Source organism: Hansschlegelia quercus (assembly GCF_004310425.1).
Taxonomy (GTDB): Bacteria; Pseudomonadota; Alphaproteobacteria; order Rhizobiales; family Methylopilaceae; genus Methylopila; species Methylopila quercus.
The window spans coordinates 527850-551330 of the sequence record NZ_SIUB01000002.1 but is presented as its reverse complement, the minus strand read 5'-3'; the positions used below and the strand labels follow the sequence as shown (position 1 = coordinate 551330).

At 67.1% G+C, this 23481-nt stretch carries 25 protein-coding genes; 12 read left to right on the top strand and 13 right to left on the bottom strand.

Annotated elements, in window-relative coordinates; all coding sequences use genetic code 11:
• Positions 1-25 precede the first annotated feature (25 nt).
• The 4 genes from EYR15_RS06610 (at position 26) to EYR15_RS06595 (ending at position 3513) form a co-directional block, all read left to right on the top strand.
• A complete protein-coding gene (locus EYR15_RS06610) occupies positions 26-1654 on the top strand; it encodes a sensor histidine kinase (RefSeq protein ID WP_165455441.1) in 1629 nt (542 codons plus the stop codon).
• Positions 1654-2337: a response regulator transcription factor gene (locus tag EYR15_RS06605; protein ID WP_131002263.1), complete on the top strand. Its 684-nt coding sequence runs from the start codon at positions 1654-1656 to the stop codon at positions 2335-2337. Before EYR15_RS06610 ends, EYR15_RS06605 begins: the two co-directional genes overlap by 1 nt.
• Before the next feature lie 151 nt (positions 2338-2488).
• Complete coding sequence (locus tag EYR15_RS06600) at positions 2489-3166, top strand: hypothetical protein (protein WP_131002260.1); 678 nt, start codon at positions 2489-2491, stop codon at positions 3164-3166.
• A complete protein-coding gene (locus tag EYR15_RS06595; protein ID WP_131002258.1) occupies positions 3166-3513 on the top strand; it encodes a hypothetical protein in 348 nt (115 codons plus the stop codon). The genes EYR15_RS06600 and EYR15_RS06595 overlap by 1 nt, the downstream gene beginning before the upstream one ends.
• Before the next feature lie 13 nt (positions 3514-3526).
• Here the strand turns inward: EYR15_RS06595 and EYR15_RS06590 are convergent, their stop codons facing one another.
• Both EYR15_RS06590 and otnI read right to left on the bottom strand, forming a co-directional pair.
• Positions 3527-4618, bottom strand: coding sequence for an ATP-dependent DNA helicase (locus EYR15_RS06590; protein ID WP_131002256.1), 1092 nt, complete (start codon positions 4616-4618; stop codon positions 3527-3529).
• Between the two features lie 40 nt (positions 4619-4658).
• Entirely contained in the window at positions 4659-5447 is a 789-nt protein-coding gene (gene otnI, locus EYR15_RS06585; RefSeq protein ID WP_131002254.1) for a 2-oxo-tetronate isomerase, read from the bottom strand.
• Positions 5448-5820: 373 nt separating this feature from the next.
• Between otnI and EYR15_RS06580 the strand changes: the two genes are divergently transcribed.
• Positions 5821-6141, top strand: coding sequence for a hypothetical protein (locus EYR15_RS06580; RefSeq protein ID WP_131002252.1), 321 nt, complete (start codon positions 5821-5823; stop codon positions 6139-6141).
• 78 nt (positions 6142-6219) lie between these two features.
• Here the strand turns inward: EYR15_RS06580 and EYR15_RS06575 are convergent, their stop codons facing one another.
• On the bottom strand, positions 6220-7350 hold the full coding sequence (locus tag EYR15_RS06575; protein WP_131002250.1) for an asparaginase: 1131 nt from the start codon (positions 7348-7350) through the stop codon (positions 6220-6222).
• Positions 7351-7494: 144 nt separating this feature from the next.
• Here EYR15_RS06575 and EYR15_RS06570 point away from each other — a divergent pair, with 144 nt between their 5' ends.
• Entirely contained in the window at positions 7495-9036 is a 1542-nt protein-coding gene (locus EYR15_RS06570; protein ID WP_131002248.1) for an acetate--CoA ligase, read from the top strand.
• 24 nt (positions 9037-9060) lie between these two features.
• Here the strand turns inward: EYR15_RS06570 and EYR15_RS06565 are convergent, their stop codons facing one another.
• The gene (locus EYR15_RS06565; RefSeq protein WP_131002246.1) at positions 9061-9957 is read right to left on the bottom strand and encodes a PhzF family phenazine biosynthesis protein; all 897 of its coding nucleotides are present in this window, start codon (positions 9955-9957) and stop codon (positions 9061-9063) included.
• Between the two features lie 196 nt (positions 9958-10153).
• Here EYR15_RS06565 and EYR15_RS06560 point away from each other — a divergent pair, with 196 nt between their 5' ends.
• The 3 genes from EYR15_RS06560 to EYR15_RS06550 are packed head-to-tail and all read left to right on the top strand — an operon-like array spanning position 10154 to position 12931.
• Positions 10154-11773 carry a sensor histidine kinase gene (locus EYR15_RS06560; RefSeq protein ID WP_245498182.1) on the top strand — a complete coding sequence of 540 codons (1620 nt, stop codon included), beginning with the start codon at positions 10154-10156 and terminating at the stop codon, positions 11771-11773.
• Positions 11770-12177 carry a response regulator gene (locus tag EYR15_RS06555; RefSeq protein ID WP_131002242.1) on the top strand — a complete coding sequence of 136 codons (408 nt, stop codon included), beginning with the start codon at positions 11770-11772 and terminating at the stop codon, positions 12175-12177. The genes EYR15_RS06560 and EYR15_RS06555 overlap by 4 nt, the downstream gene beginning before the upstream one ends.
• A gap of 55 nt (positions 12178-12232) precedes the next feature.
• Positions 12233-12931 carry a RibD family protein gene (locus EYR15_RS06550; RefSeq protein ID WP_131002240.1) on the top strand — a complete coding sequence of 233 codons (699 nt, stop codon included), beginning with the start codon at positions 12233-12235 and terminating at the stop codon, positions 12929-12931.
• 7 nt (positions 12932-12938) lie between these two features.
• On the opposite strand, the gene EYR15_RS06545 is transcribed toward EYR15_RS06550, so the two are convergent.
• A complete protein-coding gene (locus EYR15_RS06545) occupies positions 12939-14168 on the bottom strand; it encodes an NAD(P)/FAD-dependent oxidoreductase (RefSeq protein ID WP_131002238.1) in 1230 nt (409 codons plus the stop codon).
• Between the two features lie 123 nt (positions 14169-14291).
• Positions 14292-14816, bottom strand: coding sequence for a peptide-methionine (S)-S-oxide reductase MsrA (gene msrA / locus EYR15_RS06540; RefSeq protein ID WP_131002236.1), 525 nt, complete (start codon positions 14814-14816; stop codon positions 14292-14294).
• A 211-nt stretch (positions 14817-15027) separates the two neighbouring features.
• Here msrA and EYR15_RS06535 point away from each other — a divergent pair, with 211 nt between their 5' ends.
• Positions 15028-16062, top strand: coding sequence for a catalase family peroxidase (locus EYR15_RS06535; RefSeq protein ID WP_131002234.1), 1035 nt, complete (start codon positions 15028-15030; stop codon positions 16060-16062).
• A 32-nt stretch (positions 16063-16094) separates the two neighbouring features.
• Positions 16095-16637, top strand: coding sequence for a cytochrome b (locus EYR15_RS06530; RefSeq protein WP_245498181.1), 543 nt, complete (start codon positions 16095-16097; stop codon positions 16635-16637).
• 19 nt (positions 16638-16656) lie between these two features.
• Here the strand turns inward: EYR15_RS06530 and EYR15_RS06525 are convergent, their stop codons facing one another.
• The 4 genes from EYR15_RS06525 to hemP are packed head-to-tail and all read right to left on the bottom strand — an operon-like array spanning position 16657 to position 19602.
• Positions 16657-17445 carry a heme ABC transporter ATP-binding protein gene (locus tag EYR15_RS06525; protein ID WP_131002229.1) on the bottom strand — a complete coding sequence of 263 codons (789 nt, stop codon included), beginning with the start codon at positions 17443-17445 and terminating at the stop codon, positions 16657-16659.
• Complete coding sequence (locus EYR15_RS06520) at positions 17442-18491, bottom strand: FecCD family ABC transporter permease (protein WP_245498180.1); 1050 nt, start codon at positions 18489-18491, stop codon at positions 17442-17444. Before EYR15_RS06520 ends, EYR15_RS06525 begins: the two co-directional genes overlap by 4 nt.
• Positions 18488-19429 carry a heme/hemin ABC transporter substrate-binding protein gene (locus EYR15_RS06515; protein ID WP_131002226.1) on the bottom strand — a complete coding sequence of 314 codons (942 nt, stop codon included), beginning with the start codon at positions 19427-19429 and terminating at the stop codon, positions 18488-18490. Before EYR15_RS06515 ends, EYR15_RS06520 begins: the two co-directional genes overlap by 4 nt.
• Positions 19426-19602, bottom strand: coding sequence for a hemin uptake protein HemP (hemP, locus tag EYR15_RS06510; protein ID WP_131002224.1), 177 nt, complete (start codon positions 19600-19602; stop codon positions 19426-19428). Before hemP ends, EYR15_RS06515 begins: the two co-directional genes overlap by 4 nt.
• Before the next feature lie 233 nt (positions 19603-19835).
• On the opposite strand from hemP, the gene EYR15_RS06505 reads away from it, so the two are divergent.
• A complete protein-coding gene (locus EYR15_RS06505; RefSeq protein WP_131002223.1) occupies positions 19836-21950 on the top strand; it encodes a TonB-dependent hemoglobin/transferrin/lactoferrin family receptor in 2115 nt (704 codons plus the stop codon).
• 189 nt (positions 21951-22139) lie between these two features.
• Here the strand turns inward: EYR15_RS06505 and EYR15_RS06500 are convergent, their stop codons facing one another.
• From EYR15_RS06500 to EYR15_RS06490, 3 genes are all read right to left on the bottom strand, one after another.
• On the bottom strand, positions 22140-22361 hold the full coding sequence (locus EYR15_RS06500; RefSeq protein ID WP_131002221.1) for a hypothetical protein: 222 nt from the start codon (positions 22359-22361) through the stop codon (positions 22140-22142).
• Between the two features lie 205 nt (positions 22362-22566).
• Positions 22567-22959: a hypothetical protein gene (locus EYR15_RS06495; protein WP_131002219.1), complete on the bottom strand. Its 393-nt coding sequence runs from the start codon at positions 22957-22959 to the stop codon at positions 22567-22569.
• Positions 22960-23135: 176 nt separating this feature from the next.
• A complete protein-coding gene (locus EYR15_RS06490) occupies positions 23136-23387 on the bottom strand; it encodes a hypothetical protein (RefSeq protein ID WP_131002217.1) in 252 nt (83 codons plus the stop codon).
• Positions 23388-23481 lie beyond the last annotated feature (94 nt).

The window sequence follows — 23481 nt, the reverse complement described above, 5'->3', positions numbered from 1 at the left end:
GTTCCGCCAGAACCGGGCGGCGCGGATGATCACGCGCCGTCTCTTTCGCTCCCTTAGGCTGAAACTCGCCATTCTGGTCGCGACGGTGGTGGTGGCGATCGCCGCAGCCGCCGCCGCGGCGGCGTGGACCTTCATCGTTGCGGACCGGCATGTCGGCGAACTCGCTTCGGCGCAGCGTCGCCTTGAACATCTCTCGACGATATCGAGTCGCGTCGGCGATTACGCGCTCATCGCGCTCCAGACCACGCAAAGCCGGGAGCTCCAATCTGATCGCCTGTCGCTGCCGCGGAAGCGCGTGCAGGAGGTCTTTGCGCGACTGGACGAGGAACTTGCCCGTGAGGTCGCTCGGCGCGGCGATGAGGCGGGATCCACGCTGATAGCTGCGCGCAGCCGCGTCTTCGCATTCATGCGCGCGCGCTTCGAGTTTCTCGATCGGCAGACGCTGCAGGCGATCCGTGATGCGCGCGCCGGAGAGGGCGACGCGCCAGAGCGCGTAAAAACAGCGCTGGACGCTTTCGCCAGTGGGTTCTCGCCAGCGCTTGGCCAGGCGATCGAAGAGGAGCGCAGCGACGCGCGCGAGGCCGAGCAAGCGATGGCGGAGCTTGGAGACCGGCTTACGCCTTACGCCATCCTGTCGCTCCTGATCGCGGCGCTGGTGGCCTGGGGCCTCTACCGCACGATCGCAGGTCCTGTCCTCAAGCACATCTCGCAGGTCGCGATCGCGGCCGGCGACATCGCGCGCGGCCGCACCGGCGTGCGGCTCGACGTGCGCGGCCATGACGAGCTCAGCCTCCTTATGACGCGTTTCAATCGCATGGCTCAGTCGCTGTCGCGGCGCGAGGCGCAACTGCTCGCCGCCCAGCTTCGGCTGCAGGAGGCGGTGGACACGCGGACGGCCGAGCTTCGCCGCGCCAATGAGCGCCTGTCCGATATCGACCAGGCGCGTCGGCGGTTCTTCACCGACGTCAGCCATGAGCTTCGTACGCCGCTCACCGTCATCCTCGGCGAAGCCGACGTGACCCTGCGCGGCCGGCCGGACACCGCAGACCTGAAGTCGGCGCTGTCCACCATCCGCACCCGCGCGCGCGCGCTGCACCGGCGCGTCGAGGATCTGCTGCGCGTGGCCCGCTCCGAAAGCGGGCAGCTTGAGCTCGAGTTCGCGCCGGTCTCTTTGGTCGAGATCGCGGAATCGGTCGTGGAAAGCGTTTCCGGCGTCGCGCGCAGTCGCGGCGTCTCCGTCGCGGTTGATCAGGCTGGGCCGGAGCCGGTCGTGGAGGCCGACGCCGACTGGCTTCGCCAGGTGCTGGAGGGACTCGTCGCCAACGCGCTCCGCCACACGCGCGAAGGCGGGACGATTGGTCTCCGAATCGGCGGGGAGGGCGGCCGCGCGTTTCTCTCTGTGGCTGACGACGGCGAGGGAATAGCGGAGACGGACCTGCCGCACGTCTTCGAGCGCTTCTACCGCGGCAAGGCGGCAAGTGATGGCGACACCGGCTTCGGTATCGGTCTCGCGCTCGCAAAATGGGTCGTCGAACGCCATGGCGGGGCGATCGGCGTCGAGAGCCGCACCGCTGCGACGGGCGAGAAGCCCGGCACCACCGTGACCATTCGGCTGCCGGCGCATGCGCCGCGGCTCGCCATCGGAGCCCAATGATGACGATCCTGATTGTCGAAGACGATGCGGACATCGGGTCGGTGTTGCGCAGGGGCTTCGCGGCGGAATCCTACGAAGTCGAGCTGGTCGACGACGGCGGCAAGGCGCTGATCGCCGCCACGGGCAAGCCGCTGCGCGCGATCATCCTGGACGTGATGTTGCCGGACCGCTCGGGGATCGATGTCTGCCGGGCGCTGCGCGCCGCCGGCCAGACCGCGCCGATCATCATGCTGTCGGCGAAATCGAGCGTCGAGGATCGCACCGAGGGACTGCTGGCAGGCGCCGACGACTATCTGGTGAAGCCGTTCAATTTCGAGGAGCTGCTCGCCCGCGTACGGGTCCAGGAACTGCGCCGGGAGAATGACGGCGCCGATCTGCGCCACCTCGTCGTGCCGCCCCTCGATCTCGATCTCGACACACGCACCGTGACGACGAAAGAGGGCCAGGCGCGACTGACGGAGCGCGAGGTCGATCTGCTCAGCCTGCTCATGCGCCATCCCGGCGAGCCGCTGAGCCGCGCGGACGTGTTCGCCGCATTGTGGGCCGGTCATGGCGGAGCGTCGCTGAATGTCGTGGACGTCTATATCGGCTACCTCAGGCACAAGCTCGGGGAGGCGATGCCCGATGGAGGGCGCCTGATCGTCACCGTGCGCGGCCGCGGGTTCATGTTCACCCCGGGCTGACCACCCTTCGCCGCTTCGAACGGGCGACCGCGCCTTTCGCCATCTTGGCGTCATGGTTCGATCGACGATATGAAGAGCTCAAGAAGCGGCCCGCCTCGCGCGTCTCAAGATGCGTGAGCCTCGAAGGCCGACCACCGAGGGAAGGCTTGTCATGCGTCTGTTTCGTCTGAGCGCGGCTGGGTTCGCCGCTTGTCTCGCGCTGCCCTTCGACGCAGCGTTCGCCGCCCCGACGGCGGTCGATCTCGTCTTCGAGGCTCCCACTCTGAAGAATGCGCCTGACGGCTCGACCATCAGCTACCACTTTGTCCGCAAGACTGACGACAAGAGGCTTGAGGCTGCGTTCGAGGACCAGATCGCGGTGACTGTTGGCCCGACCGGGGCCACCAATTCCGTCACGATCGACATGTTCACCGGCGCGCGCGCCAACCAGCTCCAGAACATGGCGCGCTCCGGGAACCCCGTGGTCGTCGCCGTCATGGAGCGCGAGGTGCGCGAGATGCAGAAGCAGACGGGCGGCAGCCCCTTCTACATTCGCAACCGCATCATGGACGCGATCCGGAATCAGGACGTCGAGCCCGTAAAGGTGAACTATGCGGGGCGCGAGCTCGACGGATGGCGGTTCCTGCTGATGCCCTTCGTCAACGATCAGAACAAGGCGAAGCTGCAGGATTTCGCAGGCCTGACCTATGAGCTGACATTCGCCGACGAGGTTCCCGGCGGGCTGGTTTCGCTGCGCTCGGTCACGCCAAAGAAAGATGGCGGCGACCTCGTCGTCGAAGAGCTGAACCTGCAGCCGCAGAAGGCCGCGGACGCCGGAGCCAAGCAGTGATGATGAAGCAAGCTTTCGTCGCCCTTGTTGTGCTGGGCGCGCTTTCGGGCGCTGCCCGCGCCGGCGTCGGCGACGATTACTCCACGGTCGACAAGGCCGACTACGTCTTCGGCTGCATGGCGGCGAACGGCCAGACGCGAGAGGCGCTCGAGCACTGCTCATGCTCGATCGACACGATCGCGACCATCCTGCCTTACTCAGAATACGAGGAGGCGGAGGTGGTCCTGCGCATGAACAAGGTCGCTGGCCAATCGTCGGAACTGTTCCGCTCGTCCGGGGAGCTCCGCGACAAGGTCGCGAACCTGCGTCGCGCGCAGGCCGAGGCCGAAGTGAAGTGCTTCCCGTAAGCGGAAGTGGAGCCTAGCGGATCACCGTCACCCGCTTCGCAGCGCGCGTCAGGCCCGTATAAAGCCAGCGCGTGCGATTTTCGCGAAAGGCGAAGCTCTCGTCGAACAAGGCCACGTCGTCCCACTGCGACCCCTGCGCTTTATGGACGGTGAGCGCATAGCCGTAGTCGAACTCATCCGAGCGCCGCCGCTGGGCGAAGGGTATCGCCTCTGCGTCTCCTTCGAAGAACGCCTTCAGCACGGAGATCGAGACCGATCGCTTGCCGCTGTCGTCCTCCGGCAGGACGTCCATCTTCACGCGCGTCGCGTCGGCGGTCTTCAGTCGCTGCACGGTCCAGGTGCCGCCGTTGAACAGGCCCTTGGCCTTATCGTTCCGCAGGCATACGAGCTTGTCGCCGACCGCGGGCATCGGGTCGAGCAGCCCCTTCAGCTCCCGGAGACGGCCATTATAAAGCCGCCGCGTCCGGTTCGTGCCCACAAGCACCTGATCAGCGCCCGTGACGTCTTCCGAGCGGATCTCGCGTCGCGAGACCACGCGGCTTTCGCCATACTGGCCGAAGTCGAGCTCGCGGCCCTCGCGAACCGCAAGCGACATCGCGATGATGGGATCGTCGACCGCCTGGCGGTGGACCTCGGTCAGCATCGCGTCGGGCTCGCCTTCGGTGAAAAAGCCTCCGCCCTTAACGGGCGGCAGCTGCGCGGGATCGCCCAGCACCAGCACCTTTTTGCCGAAGGAGAGCAGGTCGCGGCCGAGCTCCTCGTCCACCATCGAGCATTCGTCGATGACGATCAGGTCCGCCTTCGAAGCCGCGCCGTCCCGGTTCACGGCGAAGGACGGGCCTTCTTCGTCGCCGCCGCGCGGGCGGTACATCATCGCGTGGATCGTGCTCGCGCCCTCGCAACCCTTGGAGCGCATGACGAGCGCGGCCTTGCCGGTATAGGCGCCGAAGGCGACGTCGCCGTCGAGGTCTTCCGCTAGATGCCGGGCGAGCGTGGTTTTGCCCGTGCCGGCGTAGCCGAACAGGCGGAAGATCTGGGCGCGAGGGCGCTTCAGCCAGTCCGAGACGGAGGCTAGCGCCGCATCCTGCTGGGGCGACCAGCGCATGGTGGCTTGTGTCCGGGGTTCGAGGGGAGGGCGCTGTCTTCTAGCGCGAGTCCGCGCGCCTGCGGTAGGGCGCGAACCAACCGAGCCCCTCCTCCGTGACGCCAGCGGGGCGATACTCGCAGCCGACGAAGCCGGCATAGCCGAGAGCGTCCAGCGCCTCGAAAACCAATGTGTCGTTCAGCTCGCCGGAGTTCGGCTCCGCACGCCGCGGAACAGACGCGACCTGGACATGGCTAATGATCGGCGCGAACTCGCGGAGACCGGTCAGCACGTCCCCATGCAGGATCTGACGGTGATAGACGTCGAACTGCAGCTTGAGGTTCGAGCGGTCGAGCTCGGCGATGAGGTCCGCAGCGCGGCGGAAGTCCGACAGGTAGTAGCCGGGCATGTCGCGAGCGTTGATCGGTTCGATCAGAATGGTCAGCCCGGCTTCGCCCGCCTTGTCGCAGGCAAAGCGGAGCGCCTCTCGGTAAGCCCGGCCCGCCGCGAGATCGTCAGCCGGCGCGAGCCCAGCCATCACGTGAAGCCGCTGCGCTCCCGTCGCTGCGGCGTAGCGCAGCGCGAGGTCGACGCTCGCTCGGAATTCCGCCGCACGCGAGGGCAGGGCGGCGAGACCCCTATCGCCCTTCGCCCAGTCGCCGGGCGATAGGTTGAAGAGCGCGAGGTCAAGCCCCGCGGCAGCGATACGGCCGGCGATCACCTCGGGCGGATGCTCGTAAGGGAACAGAAATTCGATCGCGTCGAAACCGGCGGTCGCGGCCGCCGGGAAGCGCTCCAGGAACGGCCGATCGGCGAACATGAGGGTCAGGTTGGCGGCGAAACGTGGCATGGACGTGAGATAGCTCCTCGGTCTCACTGTGTCGCGGCCAGCCTTTCAATGCGCCGGCAAACTATGAATGTAGATTAAATACCTAGGAACATGGACGTATCATAAGACTTAGATCTTAGTAAATCGCGGTTGTTCGATAAAGCGAACGGCCGAGAAGGGCGGTGGCGTCTCAGAAAGCGCTCGGAACATCACATAGCCGTCAGCTCGATTGCGATGGGTTTCACGTCTTCGTTGAAGGTATTGCCTGATCGATCCGTCTGCCGAAGATCACTGCATGTCGAGTTTTGAATGATCATCATGTCAAACGGGTGAGCGCCGCCGTATCGGCCTGATTGAACTGTCTCAGACTTATCGGGCGCAGGAGGAATGATCGATGATGAAGAAAACAGCGGGCGTCATGGCTGCCCTTGGCGCGCTCGTCTTGACGACTGCTCCCGCTCTTGCCGTGACGGTCACCAACCTGTCGGACAAGGCTGTCGAGGTCACGGCCGATCGCGGCGTCGAGGAGCCGAAGACGAAGATCGAAGCGGGCGAGACCGTCAGGCTGGACTGTCCCGGCGGCTGCGAACTGCGCGCGCCGACGATGGCCTACGGCCTGTCGGCGATGCCGGGCGACAAGGCGGTCTTCGGCAAGGACAACATGCTGGCCTACGAGGATTCCGGCGCAAAGCCAGCGAAGTCGAAGACCAACTGACCATTGCTCGGCGGAAGCTCCGCTGACGTTCGATCCGAAGGCGCGGCCCTCGAGAAGGCGTTTCAGGCCCGCTGAGGCTCAATACTTGTAGAGCATCGCCTCGATGGCTTTCGGGTCCTGCGTCTTCGTCAGCGCCAGCGAAACCAGCATGCGCGCCTTCTGCGCGTTCTGGTCGGCGGTAACAATCCAACCGTTCTCGTCGTCCTTCTCTTCGCCGTTGCGCACCACCAGGCCGCTGCCGGTGCGGGTCGCGCGGACGACGACGATGCCCTTCGCGCTCACCTGCTTCAGCGGCTCCTCCATGTAGTCGGCCACGCTGCCGTTGCCCGAGCCGACATAGATCAGCGCTTTGGGTCCGAGGCCCGCGATCGCGTCCAGCATCTTCGGGTTCATGCTGGCGTGGGCGTAGAACACGTCGACCTCGGGCAGCGGCCCGTTGATCTGGTCGATGTCGAACTCGGTCGCCGTCGTGTGCGGCCGCGAGGGCAGGCGATAGAAATACGGTTTGCTCTCGACCACCACGCCGAGCGGTCCGTACAGCGACTTGAAGGTCTCGACCTTCAGCGCGTTCGACTTCGTGACGTCGCGCGCGGAATGGATCTCGTCGTTCATCACCACCAGCACGCCTTTGCCGCGCGCCTCCTCCGAAGCCGCCACGATGGCGGCGTTGTAGAGGTTGAGCGGTCCGTCCGCCGACAGCGCGGTGCCCGGCCGCATCGCGCCGACGATGACGACCGGTTTTTCGGTCTTCAGCGTCAGGTTCAGGAAGTAGGACGTCTCCTCGATCGTGTCGGTGCCGTGGGTGATCATCACGGCGTCGACGTCCGGCTGCTTCACCAGTTCCGAGACGCGCTTGGCGAGCTTCAGCAGCCTCTCGTCGTTGAAGCTCTCGGAGCCGATCTGAAAGATCTGCTCGCCGCGGACGTTGGCGACCTGCTTCATCTCCGGCACGGCGGCGATGATCTTGTCGACCGCAACCTTGGCGCTGTCGTAGTCGCCGGTGTTGACCGACGAGGCGCCGGCGCCTGCGATCGTGCCGCCCGTGCCGATGATCACGATGTTGGGTCTGGCGACGGCGGCGGCCTCCGTCGCCGGCTTTATTTCCTGCGCGGCGGCGATCACTGGGACGGCGATGAAGGCGAGGATCAGCACCAGCGGGACGGCCCTCCGCCGTTGGATGTTCTGCGTCGCGTTCGGGCTCTTGGACATCGGAGGCTCCATGGTGCGCTGCGAGACCTTGCGAGCTTGGCCCGCGCCGGGCCGCGGGTACACCCCCCTTCGTCGCGGTGGCCGCGCGCGTCCGGCCCGGATTATACCGGCGTCCGTTCTGGAGGGCGGAGCGCCCGTTCGATCATGGACCTCGGCAGGAGCGGCGGAGCGTTGAGCGAACCCTTCAACCTTGCGCGCTTCAGCCTCGCCGAAAACGCGGCGCGACGCGCCGGCAAGATCGGCCTGCTGGTCGCTTCCGGCGACGACGTGGCGCCGGTGTCGATGACCTTCGGCGAAATCGGCCACGCCGTGTTGGGCCTCGCCGGTGGCATCGACGGTCTCGGCCTCGAGGCCGGGTCACGCGTCGTGATCCGCATGGGCAACGAGCCGGACACCATCCTCGCCTTCTTCGCCGTAATCGCAGCGGGGCATGTCGCGGTTCCGACATCGATGATGCTGACGCCCGACGAGGCGCGGTTCCTCGTTTCGGACGCCGGCGCAGCGGCCGTGATCCTCGGCCGCGAAAGCGCCGACGAGGCCGGCTACGGGGAGGCCAGAATCATCGATCCCGCCGCCTTCGCCGGCCTCAAGGCGGCGGTCCCGCTCGCGGACTACGCCCCGACCTCGGCGGAAGATCCCGCCTATCTCGTCTATACCTCCGGCACGACGGGACGCCCCAAGGGCGTTCTCCATGCCCACCGCGTCGCGCTCGGCCGCGCGCCGATGCGCGAGGACTGGCTGGGGCTTTTGGAAGACGACCTCGTGCTGCACGCGGGGGCCTTTAACTGGACCTATACGCTCGGCGTCGGCGTGCTCGACCCGTGGTCCTGCGGGGCGACGGCGGCGCTCGCCCGCGGCGTGTCCGACCCCGCCGACTGGCCCCGCCTGATCGAGCGGCTGGGCGCCACGATCTTCGCCGCGGTGCCAGGCGTCTACCGGCAGATTCTGAAACGCGGCTGGGCCGAGGGAATGCGGCTCCCGAGCCTCAGGCACGGCCTCGCCGCGGGCGAGGCGCTGCCGATCGCGCTGCTCGACGAATGGCGGGCGAAGACGGGGCTCGAAATCTACGAGGCGTTCGGGATGAGCGAGATTTCGACCTTCGTGTCGTCTTCACCGACGACGCCGACGAAGCCGGGCTCGCCCGGCCGTCCACAGCGCGGCCGCAAGGTTGCGGCCCTGCCGGTCGAAGGCGGCGAGACACCGGTTCCCGCGGGTGAGACGGGGCTGCTCGCGGTGCATCGCTCCGATCCCGGCTTGATGCGCGGCTACTGGCGCCGTCCGGAGGAGGACGAGGCGGTTTTCCGTGGCGACTGGTTCGTTTCCGGCGATCTCGTCTCGTTCGACGAAGACGGCTACCTCTGGCACCACGGCCGCGCGGACGACATCATGAACGCGCTCGGCTATCGCGTGTCGCCGGCCGAGGTGGAGGCGGCGCTTTTTGATCATCCGAGCGTGGCCGATGTCGGCGTCGCCGAATGGCGGGTGCGCGAGGATCTCTCGGTCATCGCGGCGTTCATGGTGCTGAAGGAGGGCGCGGGGCCGGACGAAGCGGCGCTCGCGAGCGTCTGCGCGGAGAAGCTCGCCTCTTACAAGCGGCCGAAGATATTCCACTTCGTCGACCGTCTTCCGCGGTCCGCGAACGGCAAGCTGCAGCGCAAGAGGCTGGGAGAGACCGTGCGGCGGTAGAAGCCGCTCGACGCCATGGTCGCCTCAGCGGACGAAAAGCGTTCCCTCCGCGACCACCACCGCGGCGCCGCCGATCGTCGCCGAGATCAGGGCCCCGTCGGTGACGTTCAGGCCGAGTTCGATCAAGCTCGGTCGGCCCATTTCGAAGCCCTGTCCGATCGAGATCGCGCTCTCGCCGTCCCCTGGGTTGTCAAAGGCCATGATCGCGCCGGCGAAGGCCGCAACCGCGGAGCCCGTCGCCGGGTCCTCGCGGATGCTGGCCGAGAACATCCGCGCGCGGAATGCGAGTGCGGGGTCGCCGGTTTCGCTCGTGTAGAGGAAGGCGCCGCGATCGGCGGCGAACGCCGTCCAGCGCGCGAAATCGGGCGTGGCGCGTCCAAGCGCCGCCACGGACTTCAGCGGAACGAAGCAGAACGGGTTGCCGGCGTCGAAGCGCGCCACGACGTGATCGTCGAAGCCGATATCGTCCGGCTCCAGACCGAGAGCGGCCGCGACCGCCGCCGCGTCGGGCGGGGGTCCGGAAGCTTCCGGCAGGCGTGGCAGCGCGAAGGTCGCGACGCCTGACCGCTTGGTCGTCGCGCGGGTGCGGCATGCGATGACGCCAACCGCCTCCTCGATCTCGAAAGCGGCCTCGCGTCCCTTGCCGGCGACAGCGTCCATCAGGCCGAGCAGGACCGCGGTCCCGACCGTCGGATGGCCGGCGAACGGTAGTTCTCGGGCCGGCGTGAAGATCCTGAGCTTCGCCTTCCGGGCCTCGTCGTCGGCTGGCAGCAGAAAGACCGTCTCGGACAGATTGAACTCACGGGCGATGGCCTGCATGCCGCCGCTGTCGAGGCCGGAGGCGTCAAGCACGACGGCCAGCGGATTGCCGGCGAGCGCATCTCCGGTGAAGACGTCGAGCACGACATAGAGGCGGGACATGACAGCTCCTGAGATTGGCCGACCGTCGTAGGGCGCGGGGCGCACGGCTTTGCATCATCGTTCGATCACTACGACGTGCATCGGAGCGTCGCCAGCAACGCCTTTAACTGCGAAATGCGACTGGGCGCCGCGTTATTGTTTTATGGCGGGACTTGCCGTCCTTTCTCAGCCTAAGTGCCTCGATGCGAGACGAGCAGTGAACCCGCCGGAACTCACGAGAGACGAGGCGAGGCTCGCCGTGCTGGCCGAGCACGATATCCTCGACACGCCGCCCGAGCCCGGATTTGACGACATCGTCCGACTGGCGAGCCTGATCTGCGAGACTCCGGTCTCGCTCGTCAGTCTCGTCGCGGGCGACCGCCAGTGGTTCAAGGCGCGCGTCGGGTTTGAGCCGTGCGGCACGGATCTCGGCAGCTCCGTCTGCGCCCACGCGCTCGCCGAGCCCGACCTTCTCGTCATCCCGGACCTGTCGGCTGACGCGCGCAGCCGCGACAACCCGCTGGTGACTGGCGAGCCGTACATCCGCTTCTATGCCGGCGCCCCCTTGAGGACTGCGGAGGGGCACGTGCTCGGCAGCCTCTGCGTCATCGACGGCAAGCCGCGCCCGGAAGGACTGACCGACCGGCAAGCCGACGCGTTGCGCACGCTCGGCCGGCAGGTGATGAGCCAGATGGAGCTGCGGCGCGCGCTCGGCGAACGCGACGCGCTGGTGCGCTCGGGGCTTGAGGCGGTGGAGCGTCGCAACGCGCTGCTCGAGCTCGGCGACCGCCTCCGCGACCTCGACGATATCGACGAAGTCGTCCAGGTCGCCTCGGAGCTGGTGGCGCGGACCCTCGGCGTCACGCGCGCCGGCTTTGGCTATCTCGACGGGGGGCTTGAGCACATCGACATCGTCTCCGACTGGAGCGCCGAGGGCGTGTCGAGCATTGTCGGCCGTCACCGCTTCACGGATTATGGCGATCTGCTCGGCGGGGCCCCTGAAAGCGACGAATTGCTGGTGATCTCGGACGCCCGGACCGATCCCCGGACCGCCGCTACCTATGAGCGGATGGAGAAGATCGCAGTCTCCGCCATGGTCAACGTTCCCGTGCGGGATCACGGGCGCGTGGTGGCGCTGCTGATCGTGCATGATCGCGAGCCGCGGGAATGGACGCCGGAAGCGCTGACCTTCCTGCGCAACGTCGCCGACCGGATCCAGGCCGGCGTCGCACGGGTCCGGGCCGAGAACGAGCGCGCGGTGCTGAACCAGGAGCTCAGTCACCGCATGAAGAACATGATGGCCATGATACAGGCCATCGCTATTCAGACGCTCAAGTCCGTGCCGGATCGCGGGCCCGTGGAGGCCTTCACCAAGCGGCTTCACGCGCTCTCCGCCGCGCACGACGTGCTACTCGCCGAAAGCTGGACCGCCGCGCGCCTGGACGTTCTCACGGATACGGTGCTTGAAACGTTTGCTACGCGGAGCCGTGTCGCAATCTCCGGCCCCGAAATCGACCTCGGACCGCGCGCCGCGCTTTCGCTTTCATTGTTGCTGCACGAGATGGGCACCAACGCCGTCAAGCACGGCGCGCTATCGGCGGAAGGCGGTCTCGTCTCAGTGGTCTGGCGTCTTGAAGGGGAGGGCGACGCTCGAGAGATCGTGCTCGATTGGCGGGAGTCGGGCGGGCCCGCGACCCACGAACCTGCGGGACGCGGCTTCGGGTCGCGGCTGATCCATATGGGTTTGGTCGGAACGGGCGGCGTGCTGCTCCGTTATTCCCCAACGGGGTTGGAGGCGGAGTTCCGCGCTCCTCTCGAGCAGGTGCGTAATTCATGACGGTCGATGATCGTTCCCCCTATGCGCGGACGTCGCCGCCGCAGGTGGTCCTTGTCGTCGAGGACGAGCCTATTCTGCGGATGATGGCGGTCGATATGGTGGAGGAGGCGGGCTTCCAAGCGCTCGAGGCAGCCGACGCTACGGAAGCGCTCCTGATCCTCGAGGAGAGGCTCGATATTCGGATCGTCTTCACCGACATCGACATGCCGCGCGGGATCGACGGGCTGAAGCTCGCCGCGCTGATCCGGGACCGCTGGCCACCGATCGAGATCATCGTCACGTCCGGCCACGTCAAGCTGACGGATGTGCAACTTCCCGATCGCAGCCTGTTCTTCTCCAAGCCTTACCGGCAGGAGCAGGTGGTCGCTGCGATGCGGAAGTTCGCAGAAGCGCCTCCGGCCTAGACGCCCTTACTGCCCGCGCTACCTCGGCCGTTCCTGCTAGTAACGGAGTCCGCCGATGAAGCCGCATCTCACATGCCTGATGGTGAGCTCGCTCGACGGGAGGCTCAAATCCGGCCGCACGGGCGACGGCGCCAAGGAGGAGATCGCCGCACGGGGCAAGGCGTTCGAGTCAGCGCATGAGGATTTCGAGGGGGATGGCTGGATTATCGGCCGCGTGACCGGCGCAGAGATGTCGAAGGCTAAGGCGCATCCGCCGGAATCCTTCGACGCGCCGGAGCGGCCGCATCATTTCGCGACGCGCGACGCGGCGGGCTACGCCATCATCGTCGACCCCTCGGGCAAGCTCCATTTCGACAAGCCGGATATCGGCGGCGAGCATGTCGTCGTCCTGCTGGCCTCCGCCGTCTCCGACGCCCATCTCGCAGAGCTCGCTAGCGACGGCGTCTCCTATGTCGTCTCCGACGGTTCCGACATCGACCTCGCGGCAGCGCTCGATCTGCTCGCGCGCGAGCTCGGCGTGAAGCGCCTGCTACTGGAAGGCGGGGGCGGGGTGAACGGGACGTTCCTCAAGGCCGGCTTGGTCGACGAGATCGTCGTGCTGATCTGGCCGGCGATCGTCGGGCTGACGGCCGAGCGGGCGATCTTCGAATCGGGCGACGTCAGCCTCTCCAACCTCCTCAAGCTCACCCTGAAGGAGAGCTCCGCGAAGGACGGCGTCGTCCGGCTCCGCTACGACGTCGCGCTTCGGGCGTGATACGTGCCTAGCGCCCGGCGTTCAGAGCGAGCGCCTTGAGATTGAAAGCCGGATCGGCCGCCTGCTCAGGAGCGAGGCTCGCACCGGATTGAAGCAGGCGCCGCGCGATCATGTGATCGGCCGCGCGATTCAGCGACTCGACGCCGACCAGTCGGCCGCCGCGATAGCAGAAGGTCGAGAACGCCCCGCTGGCCGGCTCGCCGCGCACGACGGCGAGGTTGTGAGGCGTCCCCAAACCCGCAATCTGCAGCTTCAGCGGTCCCTGATCGCTCCAGAACCACGGCACGGCGGCGTAGGGTGCGGGCTTGCCCGTCAGCCGTGCGGCGAGGCAGCGCGCGCCGTCGACAGCGTTCTGAACGGATTCGATCCGCACCCGCGCCCCATCTGCAAACGGGGAGGGGACGTTGACGCAGTCGCCGATCGCCGAGATCGACGGATCGCTGGTTGCGAGAAATGCGTCGACGTCGATCCCGCTCGAGACAGCGAGGCCGGCATCCGTGGCGAGCTCCCCATTGGGCAGAACGCCGATGCCGACCAGCACGAGGTCCGCGGGGAAGCGCCGGCCGTCGCTGGTCGCGACGCCGTCGGCGCGGGCTGCGCCGGTCACGGCGCTGACGACCGCGTCGTACACGAAGATTACCCCGGCGGAGACATGCGCCACCTCGATCGCCGCGGCCATGGGGGCGGAGACAGATCGGGACAGGACACGGCCGGCGCCTTCGAGAACCGTGACGGAGATCCCCATCGCCGCGCAGACAGCGGCGAACTCCAGCCCGATGAAGCCGGCGCCGACGATCGCGACCGAGCGGGCCCGCCCCATCTCCGCCATCAGCGCGTCAGCGTCCGCGATGGTGCGAAGCTGAAGAACGCCAGGGAGATTTGCGCCTGGAACTAACAGCGGGCGATTGCGCGCGCCGGTGGCGAGGACGAGGTGATCGTAGGCGATAATCCCGCCGGACTGGAGCCGGACGAGCCGTTCCGCGCGATCGATCGATGTGACCCGTTCCGACGTCAGCGCCGTCACGTCGTGCTCGGCGTAGAAGGCGACCGGCCTCAGCGCGAGCGCGTCGCGAGCCGCCTCGCCGGCCAGATAGGCTTTCGAGAGCGGCGGACGGCTGTAGGGAAGCGCCGGCTCTTCGCCGACAATCGTCAGCGCTCCAGTGAACCCCGCCTGCCGGAGCGAAGCGCACAGCTGAAACCCCGCCTGGCCCGCGCCGACGATGACGATCCCGCTCATCGCTTGATTTCCTTAAGCGCGCGATCCCAAGCGAGGAGCGTCGGCAGCTCCGCGACGCAGCATGTCATGTGCGCAAAAAAGCCCGGACGAGGATCGCCTGGGCTTTCCATTGCGGACGCTTGATCAGCTAGCCTGCCGAACCTCTTCGCGGGCAGGGAGCCGCCAGTTCGGTCGGATGAAGTGGCAGGTGTAGCCGGCCGGGAACCGCTCGAGGTAGTCTTGATGCTCCGGCTCGGCCTCCCAGAACGGGCCCGCCGCCGAGACCTCGGTCACCACCTTGCCCGGCCACAGACCGGAAGCGTCGACATCGGCGATGGTCTCCTCCGCGATCCGACGCTGGTCCTCGTCGAGAGTGAAGATCGCCGAGCGATAGCCCGTGCCGCGATCGTTGCCCTGCCGGTTCGGGGTGGTGGGATCGTGGATCTGGAAGAAGAACTCCAGCATCCGGCGGAAGCTCGTGACCTTCGGATCGTAGATGATCTCGATCGCCTCGGCATGCGTGCCATGGTTGCGATAGGTCGCGTTCGGAACGTCGCCGCCGCTATATCCGACACGGGTGGAGAGCACGCCGGGCTGCCTGCGGATCAGGTCCTGCATTCCCCAGAAGCACCCGCCTGCCAGGACTGCGCGTTCGGTTGTCTCGGTCATCCCCGTCTCCTTCGCCCGTCGTATGACGCCAATATCGTGAGCTAGGTACGGCTTTTCAAAGCAGGACGTTTCACGACACGTCGGCCGGCCGCGGGCCTCCAGGTATTTTGCGGACGTCGGTAACGCTCCCGCCGTCGCCTCCGAAGAGGGACGCGACAGGCCGGAAAAGTCGATCGACGCGGACCGGCCGAACTTGGATAGGGGGATTTCCTTGGCAGACCCAACCCGCTCACGCTCGTTGCTGGCGTCGCTTACGGCGATCGGGTTCGTGGTCGGCGGAGGCGCAGCCGCCTTCGCCTACACGGCTGGCTGGCTGTCGCCGGACCGATTGACCCCCGCCAAGGTCGTGGACGCATTCGCCCCGCCGGGCGGGCCGGCGCTCGGCCATCGCCGCAACCACGCCAAGGGCGTCTGCTTCACCGGGTCCTTCGAGTCGAACGGCGCGGGAGCGGAGCTTTCCAAGGCGCAGGTCTTCGAAGCCGGGCGCTACCCCGTTGTTGGCCGCTTCAACTTTGGCACCCCCAGCCCGGTCGCCCCGGACGCCAAGGCGCGCGTCCGCGGCTTCAGCGTCAGGATCTCGACGCCCGACGGGCAGGAATGGCGCAGCGCCCAGATCAGCGCGCCGGTCTTCCCGGTCTCGACGCCACAAGCCTTCTACGAGTTGCTGCAGGCATCGGGCAGCAAGGCGCCAGAGGCGATGAAGAATTTCGCCGCCACCCATCCGGAGATCGCCGGCTTCGGCGGCTGGACCAAGACCGCGCCCTGGACCGCGAGCTACGCCGAGGAACGCTATAACGGTTTGAACAGCTTCATCTTCACGGACGCCGGGGGTAAGGATCGCGCCGTGCGGTGGTCCTGGGTCCCCGAGGCCCCGCCGGTTTCGGTTCCCGCAGACGATATCGCCAAGCGCGGACCTGACTTCCTGCAGGAAGAGATCACCCAGCGCATTGCGGCCGGCCCTGCGCGCTGGACGCTTGTCGTGACGGTAGCGGATCCCGGCGACCCGACAGCCGATCCGAGCAAGGCATGGCCGGCCGACCGCCGCACGGTCGAGGTCGGGAAGCTGATCGCCGACAAGGTCGAGCCCGAGGCCGACGGCCCGTGCCGTGACGTCAATTTCGACCCGACTGTGCTGCCGTTGGGGATCAGGACCTCGGACGATCCGTTCCCCGCCGCGCGCTCCGCCGCCTACGCCGTTTCGTTCGACCGGCGCACGGCCGAGGCCAAGGATTATCCCGCCAAATGACCGATGCCGCTTCTTTCCCCAAAGCAGACGCCGTGGCTGATGAGCTTCCGCGTTTCACGCCGCTGCAGCGCCTGATCCACTGGCTGATGGCGGCCGGCATTATCGCCATGCTGTTCATCGGCGTCGGCATGGTCTCGACCATTGCGGCGACCCATCTGACGCTCGTTTCGATCCACAAGCCGCTTGGCGTCGCGCTGCTTGCGCTGGTGATCATCCGTATCGCCGTCCGCTTCCGCTATGGAGCGCCGCCGTTGCCCGTGGACCTGCCTTCGCCGATGAAGCTCGCTGCGAAGGCCTCGCACTACGCGTTCTATGGGCTGATGGTCGCCATGCCGCTCATCGGTTGGGCGATGCTGTCCGCCGCGGACTATCCGATCACGCTGTGGGGAGGCTTCAACTTGCCGCCCATCGTCGCGCCAAGCCGTGAGCTCCACGCCCTGCTCTGGGACGCGCACCGCACCCTCGCCTTCGTCTTCTTCACGCTGGTGCTGCTCCACGTCGCCGCGGCTCTGTTCCACGCTTTGGTTCGCCGCGACGGCGTGTTCCAGCAGATGGCCGGCGGGGCGCGCCCGTAAGGGGCCGCGACAGCGCGGCTCAGGTTTCGCTGCGCGCCGATTGCGGCAAGAGGAACGGTCCTTCCGGAACGCCTCGCACTTCGGCGTCCACGCGGTAGAGCGTCCGGACAAGTTTGTCGGTGACGACGTCGTGCGGCGCGCCGGCGGCGACGATTGCCCCGGCCTTCAGCGCGACGATCACGTCGGCGGCCATCGCCGCGAGATTGACGTCGTGCAGCACCGCGAGCACCCCGCCACCGGCCTCCGCATGTCGGCGCGCGACGGCGAGTGTCGCGAGCTGGTGTTCGAGGTCGAGATTGGCGGTCGGCTCGTCGAGCATCAGATAGCGCGGCGCGCCATCGGGTTCGGCGTCGAGCTGCGCCATCACGCGGGCGAGGTGCGCCCGTTGCCGCTCGCCGCCGGACAGCTCCGAGCACGGCCGGCCGGCCGCATCGCCCAGACCGACGAGCGCGAGATTGCGCGCGACGATCGCGTCCGCTTCACGCCGCGCGATCCCGACAGGCAGGCCGAGACGGGCGGTTTCGCCCACCGTGAACGGGAAGGCGAGGTCGTTGGTCTGGGCCAGCACAGCGCGCCGCCGCGCCAGCGCGCGTGGCCGAAACGAACCGACCTCCGCGCCGTCCAGAAGGACGCGGCCGCTCGTCGGCGTGACGTCGCCGGCGAGCGCGGAGAGCAGCGTCGACTTGCCCGCGCCGTTCGGCCCGATCAGGACCACCACCTCGCCGGGACGCACCAAGACGCTCGCCTGGTCGAGGACCAGCCGGCCGCCGAGCCGCACGGAGACGGCTTCCGCCAGCAACCCGCTCATCCGACCATCCGGCCGCGTCGGCGCATCAGGAGCCAGAGGAAGAACGGCGCGCCGAAGGCGGCCGTCACCACGCCGATCGGCAACTCGGCCGGCGTCGCGAGCGTGCGGGCGGCGACGTCCGATAGCAGAAGCAGCGCCGCGCCGAGCACGGCTGACGCCGGCAGAAGCGCCCGGTGGCCGGGACCGATCGCCAGCCGGACCAGATGCGGTGCGGCGAGCCCGACGAAGCCGATCGTGCCTGCGCTCGCGACGGCCGCCGCGACCGCCGCCGCGACGCCGACCACCGCCACACGCTTCAGCCGCTCGACGTCAATTCCGACATGGAAGGCCGCGCGTTCGCCGAGCGCGACCGCGTCCAGGCCCCGAGCCAGGAACGGCGCCGCAAGCCCGAGCGCGAGCATGAAGGGGAGGGCGAGCGCGATCTTGAACCAGGTCGCGCCGCCGAGACTGCCGAGCGTCCAGAACAGGAAGGCGCGCAGCTGGTCGTCGCGGGCGGTGAACACCAGCAGGCCGGTCCCCGCCGCCGACAGCGCGCCGAGCGCGACGCCCGCGAGCAGCATCACCGCGATCTCGGTGCGCCCGTCGCGGGAGGCGATGCGCGCGAGCAGAAGCGTGGTGGCGAGCCCTCCCGCGAAAGCCGCCAGCGGCATCCCGAGCTCCGCCAGCGCCTGAGGCAGGAGATGGGCGACGCCCTCGCCCAGCACGATCCACGACACGGCGGCGAAGGCGGCGCCCGACGACACGCCGATGAGGCCGGGATCGGCGAGAGGGTTGCGGAACATGCCCTGCATCACCGCGCCCGCGAGCGCCATCGCCGCGCCGACAAGCGCGCCGAGCACGGTTCGCGGCGCCCTGATGTCGGCGAGAATGGTGGCGTCGCGCACGAACTCCGCCGGCAGGCCGGCCCGGCCGCCGTTCGCGACGATCGCGTTGAACACTTCGCCAAGCCGCGTCGGCCCGATCGCGACGGGTCCGATCGACAGCGACGCGACGACCGCGAAGACCAGCAGAGCGATGGCCGCGGAAACGCCTGAGAATTTGGTCACTTGGGCGGCGCTTGCTCCGTCCAAGGGCGCGCCGGCAGCTCTCGAAACGCCTGATCGGAATAGATCCGCTTTGCGACACCCTGGGCGATATGGGCGACCCGCGGCCCGAAGCCGACCAGACCGAGCGCGTCGGCCGCCACCACGCGATTGTCTCGCACCGCCGCCGAACCGGCGAGCGCCGGGTGCCGCGCGACAGCGTCGACCGAAACCGGCGCGCCGGTCGCCATGACGATGACGGCCTCGGGATAGAGCGCGAGCACGGCCTCGTCGACGAGCGGCTTCCAGCCCGTCATCGACGCCGCGACATTGTCGCCGCCGACGAGCTCCAGCGCGAGCGCGCCGGTGGATTGGCTGCCGGCGGCGGTCAGCGGGCCGCCATTGGAGGGCCCGAGCAGGATCAGCGTGCGCTGCCGTTTCTGTATGTGGAAGATGTCTTCCGCGAGCGTAGACAGATCCGCGGATACGGCATCGGCGAGCGCGGTGCCGCGCTCCTGCTCGCCAATCGCCTCTGCGACCGCACGAATGCGGGTCGCGACGTCGCCGGGGCGGCGGACTTCGGCGAGCGACACCAGCGGGACCGCGGCCGAGGCCAGCACGTCCATGGTCTCCTTGGGTCCCGCGCCGTCGGCCGCAACGATCGCGGTTGGGGCGAGAGCCAACACGCCTTCCGCCGAGAGGCGCCGGTAGTAGCCGACATTCGGTTTTCCGCGCGCGGCGGCGGGATAGGTCGACGTCAGGTCCACCGCGACGATCCGGTCGCCCGCGCCAAGCGCATAGACGATCTCGGTTACGCCGCCTCCAAGCGTGACGATCTTGTCGCCGGCGGCCTTCGCCATCGCCTGGCTGGGCCGCAGCGCGAGGGCCGAGGCGGACATTCCGAGCAGGACGGCGCGGCGGGAGATCTCGGCGGCCGGATGCAGCTCTCGAGCCTCGCTCATTTCGTCAGGATCATCTTGTTCTGGGACGTGATGCGAAGCCGGTAGGTGGCGTCGCCATGGCGGATCAGTAATTCCCGCGCAGGACCGATCAAAGCGGCGCTGTCCACAGTGTCGGCCGCGATCGACACGGTGCGCTCGGACTGCGGCGGCGGGGCAGGGGGCGGGGGTTGCATTCGCGAATTATTCCAATTCTACAAAGTATAGTTCTGCGTAGCTGTGGCATAAGCGCAGTCATGCCGATGTTTCGTCAATAAAAAAACGCGTTCTTATTGACGCGCCTAGCTGTGCTGCCGTAGTGGCTGAAGTCAGAGCGCGCCGGCAACCCGGCGCGTATCGCCTGCCAGCCCGCGATCCCCGAAACGATCGCCAGCCAGCCGATGGCGTTCGGGACATTTCGGGGAAAGACATGACGATTGCCGTTCGCTTGCGGACGCTCGCTCTCGCGAGCGCGTCCGCGCTCGTCTTCGCGACGCCGGGCTTCGCCCAACAGGCCGCCGCACCCACCGCCGAGGAGACTTCGACCCTCGAGCCGATCACCGTGCTTGCGACGAAAACCAAAGAAGAGACAATCGGCGCCAAGGCCGCGGTGAGTTCACTGCGTGAGAAGGATCTCGCGCGCATCGGGCCGCGGCGCGTCTCCGACGTCTTCGAAGCGCTGCCAGGCGTCGACGCGACGCAGGAGGAGCCGGACGATCCTGCGACCTCGATCTCGATCCGTGGCCTGCAGGATTTCGGCCGCGTCGCGGTGATCGTCGACGGCGCGCGGCAGGACTATCAGCGCTCCGGGCACAACGCGAACGGCATGTTCTATCTTGATCCGGAGATGATCTCCTCCGTGGACGTCGTCCGTGGGCCGGTCGCGAATGTCTACGGTTCAGGCGCGATCGGCGGCGTGGTGTCGATCGACACCAAGACGGCGGACGACGTCATCAAGGCCGGCGAGAAGGCCGGCGTCCTGTTCAACGGCTCCGCGGCCAGCAACACCGGCGAACTGATGGGCTCCACCTTCGTGGGCGCGCGCGCCGGCGACGCGGCTGACATCGTGATCGGCGGCGTCAAGCGTCACAGCGACAGCTATGACGACGGCGACGGCGACAAGGTTCAGGATTCAGGCCAGTCGATCGAGTCCGGCATGGCCAAGCTCAGGATCCGCCCCGCTGACGGCCACGAGCTCACTTTTTCCGGCCTCGTCTACGGCGCCGACTACACAAACGGTGCCTGGGGGCCGCCCGCGCGTCGCGTCAAGCATGACGTCGATCAGAAGCAGGCGTCGGTGAAGTGGACCTTCGCGAGCCCCGACAACCCGCTGATCGACCTGTCGACCTCCGCCTATTGGACGCGGACGGAGGACGATCAGGAGCGCCTGACGCCCGGAGCCTTCGGCGCTGCCGCGGGCACCAATCTGTTCTTCAAGATCGACACGGTGGGCGCCGACATCCACAATTCGTCACGCTTCACGACAGGCGAGGTCGAGAACACGCTGACCTACGGCGCGGACGTCTTCCGCGACAAGGTGCACGTGGAGGATAGCGCGGGCACCAACGACCTCTTCACGCCGACGGGCGAGCGGACCGTGTCGGGCGGCTTCGCCGAGTGGCAGGCCAGGTACCACTGGCTCGAGTTGATCGGCGGCCTGCGCTACGATCATTACCAGCTCAAGGGGGACGGCAAGAAGGCGGATGGCGGTCGCCTGTCGCCGAAGGGCACGGTCGCTGTAACGCCGCTGCCCTGGCTGAGCGTCTACGGCACCTATGCAGAAGGCTACCGTGCTCCATCGGTGACCGAGACGCTGATCAGCGGGACCCACCCCGCTGTTATCCCCGGCGTCCCTGGCTCGACCTTCGATCTTCTTCCCAATTTCGACCTCAAACCCGAAGTCGGTCGAACGAAAGAGATCGGCGTCAACGTCAAGCGGGATGGCGTCTTCGTCGCTGAGGACAAGGTCAGGCTGAAAGCGAACGTCTTCCAGAACGATGTGACGAACTTCATCGATCTTGCTGAAAGGCCGGGAACGCCGTTCCAACTATTTCCGGGCGGCCCGTTCATCACAATTCCCAATCAGACTTACGACAACATCGCCAAGGCGCGCATCAAAGGCTTCGAGCTTGAAGGCCAGTACGACATGGGCCGGGTCTACGGCCTGCTCGCCTACGCCTATCAGCATGGGCGCAACAAGGAGAACGGCGGCGACCTCATCAGCGTCCAGCCGCAGAAGCTCTCGACCACGATCGGTTTCCGGGCCTTCGACGAGCGGCTCGACGCGGGCGTGCGGTGGACCTGGTACGGCAAGCGCGACGCGACCGACTCGAGCCTCGGCTCATTCGGGGACAGCGCTCTGGTGAAGGCGCCCTCCTTCAACCGGATCGATCTCTACGGCTCCTACGCGATCAGCGAGGCGGCGACCGCCTATCTGAACCTCAACAACGTCACCGACAAGAAATACACGCGCTATCTCGCCGCCGACGCCAGCCCCGGCTTCGTCGCAAAGGCGGGACTGAAGGTTCGCCTCGGAATGAAGTGAGCGAAGGCGGCGGGGCGGCGCCTTCGGTCGCCCCGCCGCTTAAAGCGGGAACCTCTCCCGACGCCCGCAGGCGTGCGGAGTCGCGGGGCGACCGGCGCGCCGGTCAGGGGCATATTCCCGGCTGAACCGAAATGCGCTCTTGGAGCCGATCATGTAGGCCGCGTCGCCGCTCGCCTTAGCGACGGGTCATCAAAATCGCACGCAACTCGCATAGATCGGAACCAGACGCGCGAGTTCGGCGAGGTCGAGCTCGAGCTGCTCGACCTTCTCTTCGAGATGCTGGGTGCAATGCCCCTCTTCACGCCGCAAAGCGATGCGGTCGTTAAGGTCGGCGATCTGCAGTCTCCGGACGCGCTGGCGAAATTCAACGGCAGCCAGTTTCTCTTGATTCGTCGCATTCTCGATCGCCATCGACCCGCTCCTTCGCTAGCGGGCGGGAAACCATCCCACGCGGAAGTCGTTCCCGACGAAAGTCGAAGATGCCTAACGATCGGCGAACGCGGCCGGCGGCTGTAGATGAGGCGCTGCCCGCGCCTGCGGACGCCATTTCGGTTTAGGAGCAAAGGCCCGACCAGCGGCGCTTCTGTAAACGTGGCGAGGCCAGTCTCCTGTACGTCTAGCGCCCGGCACCTGAGGATCCCTCCGCGCGTTGTTCCTCTATCTCGAGACGGCAGAAGACAGGCTTCGAGTTCTCGTGGCCGCACTCAACGCGCAGATCATGGGGACCTCGCCCGAACGCACGAACCTGTTGCCGCCACGCGGCGTCGGGGCGCGTCTCAGGACCGAAGATCGGCTTTCCGTTGTCGCGAAGAGTGATGCTCGACGTGCTGTTGACGCGAAGTCCGTTCGTCCGGACGGAAACCGTGATCGACAGCCCGCCATCGGTCGCGGCCGCCACGGACGCCGTGTCGAAGTCGCGACCCTGCGTGACAGCGCCGTCATCAGCTTTCGCCGCCGATGATCCGTATGCCAAAACAGTAATAAGAACAAAATAGTAAGGATGAAGCATAGCGCGCCTCCATCGTTGGTCGACAAAGCGCAGGTCTGCAGAAAGGCGTCAATTTTATTATGTATTATGATTTAAGCGCGGCGCCGTGCTTGCCGTTATCCAAGCAGCGCACCGGCTGTCGGACGGCTCCGGCGTTCCGCCGCCGGCCGTCTGGACTCCGCTCAGAAAGCTCGGCTCTACGGATCGTTCGGGGCGATACGTGCGCGGGCGGTCCATTCGCCGGAGGCGTCGGACGGCTTGAGCCAATCGTGGGGGATGGTCGCCGTAAACGGGCCGGCGGTGGTCAGGATGGATAGGGTCACTTCGCTGAGGCTGACATGGGTGATGCGCCCCCGATAGTCCCCGCTGCGGCCGCCTTCGACGCCGTCTAGAGCGAATTGAACGAACTGATGAATCCGCGGCCCTTTTTCGTGGCTCTTATCGCTCAACACGCTCTCCCGTCATTTCAATGTTCCGCAGCACGCTTCTCGGCGGGTCGAGGTCCGCGTCACGAGACCCGTCTGACCGGCACTTCGCGCCGCG

Excerpts from the sequence above, each read along its gene's own strand:
- EYR15_RS06610 (WP_165455441.1), top strand. The coding sequence starts at position 26 with ATGATCACGCGCCGTCTCTTTCGCTCCCTTAGGCTGAAACTCGCCATT.
- EYR15_RS06605 (WP_131002263.1), top strand. The coding sequence starts at position 1,654 with ATGACGATCCTGATTGTCGAAGACGATGCGGACATCGGGTCGGTGTTG.
- EYR15_RS06600 (WP_131002260.1), top strand. The coding sequence starts at position 2,489 with ATGCGTCTGTTTCGTCTGAGCGCGGCTGGGTTCGCCGCTTGTCTCGCG.
- EYR15_RS06595 (WP_131002258.1), top strand. The coding sequence starts at position 3,166 with ATGATGAAGCAAGCTTTCGTCGCCCTTGTTGTGCTGGGCGCGCTTTCG.
- EYR15_RS06590 (WP_131002256.1), bottom strand. The coding sequence starts at position 4,618 with ATGCGCTGGTCGCCCCAGCAGGATGCGGCGCTAGCCTCCGTCTCGGAC.
- otnI (WP_131002254.1), bottom strand. The coding sequence starts at position 5,447 with ATGCCACGTTTCGCCGCCAACCTGACCCTCATGTTCGCCGATCGGCCG.
- EYR15_RS06580 (WP_131002252.1), top strand. The coding sequence starts at position 5,821 with ATGATGAAGAAAACAGCGGGCGTCATGGCTGCCCTTGGCGCGCTCGTC.
- EYR15_RS06575 (WP_131002250.1), bottom strand. The coding sequence starts at position 7,350 with ATGTCCAAGAGCCCGAACGCGACGCAGAACATCCAACGGCGGAGGGCC.
- EYR15_RS06570 (WP_131002248.1), top strand. The coding sequence starts at position 7,495 with ATGGACCTCGGCAGGAGCGGCGGAGCGTTGAGCGAACCCTTCAACCTT.
- EYR15_RS06565 (WP_131002246.1), bottom strand. The coding sequence starts at position 9,957 with ATGTCCCGCCTCTATGTCGTGCTCGACGTCTTCACCGGAGATGCGCTC.
- EYR15_RS06555 (WP_131002242.1), top strand. The coding sequence starts at position 11,770 with ATGACGGTCGATGATCGTTCCCCCTATGCGCGGACGTCGCCGCCGCAG.
- EYR15_RS06550 (WP_131002240.1), top strand. The coding sequence starts at position 12,233 with ATGAAGCCGCATCTCACATGCCTGATGGTGAGCTCGCTCGACGGGAGG.
- EYR15_RS06545 (WP_131002238.1), bottom strand. The coding sequence starts at position 14,168 with ATGAGCGGGATCGTCATCGTCGGCGCGGGCCAGGCGGGGTTTCAGCTG.
- msrA (WP_131002236.1), bottom strand. The coding sequence starts at position 14,816 with ATGACCGAGACAACCGAACGCGCAGTCCTGGCAGGCGGGTGCTTCTGG.
- EYR15_RS06525 (WP_131002229.1), bottom strand. The coding sequence starts at position 17,445 with ATGAGCGGGTTGCTGGCGGAAGCCGTCTCCGTGCGGCTCGGCGGCCGG.
- EYR15_RS06515 (WP_131002226.1), bottom strand. The coding sequence starts at position 19,429 with ATGAGCGAGGCTCGAGAGCTGCATCCGGCCGCCGAGATCTCCCGCCGC.
- hemP (WP_131002224.1), bottom strand. The coding sequence starts at position 19,602 with ATGCAACCCCCGCCCCCTGCCCCGCCGCCGCAGTCCGAGCGCACCGTG.
- EYR15_RS06505 (WP_131002223.1), top strand. The coding sequence starts at position 19,836 with ATGACGATTGCCGTTCGCTTGCGGACGCTCGCTCTCGCGAGCGCGTCC.
- EYR15_RS06500 (WP_131002221.1), bottom strand. The coding sequence starts at position 22,361 with ATGGCGATCGAGAATGCGACGAATCAAGAGAAACTGGCTGCCGTTGAA.
- EYR15_RS06495 (WP_131002219.1), bottom strand. The coding sequence starts at position 22,959 with ATGCTTCATCCTTACTATTTTGTTCTTATTACTGTTTTGGCATACGGA.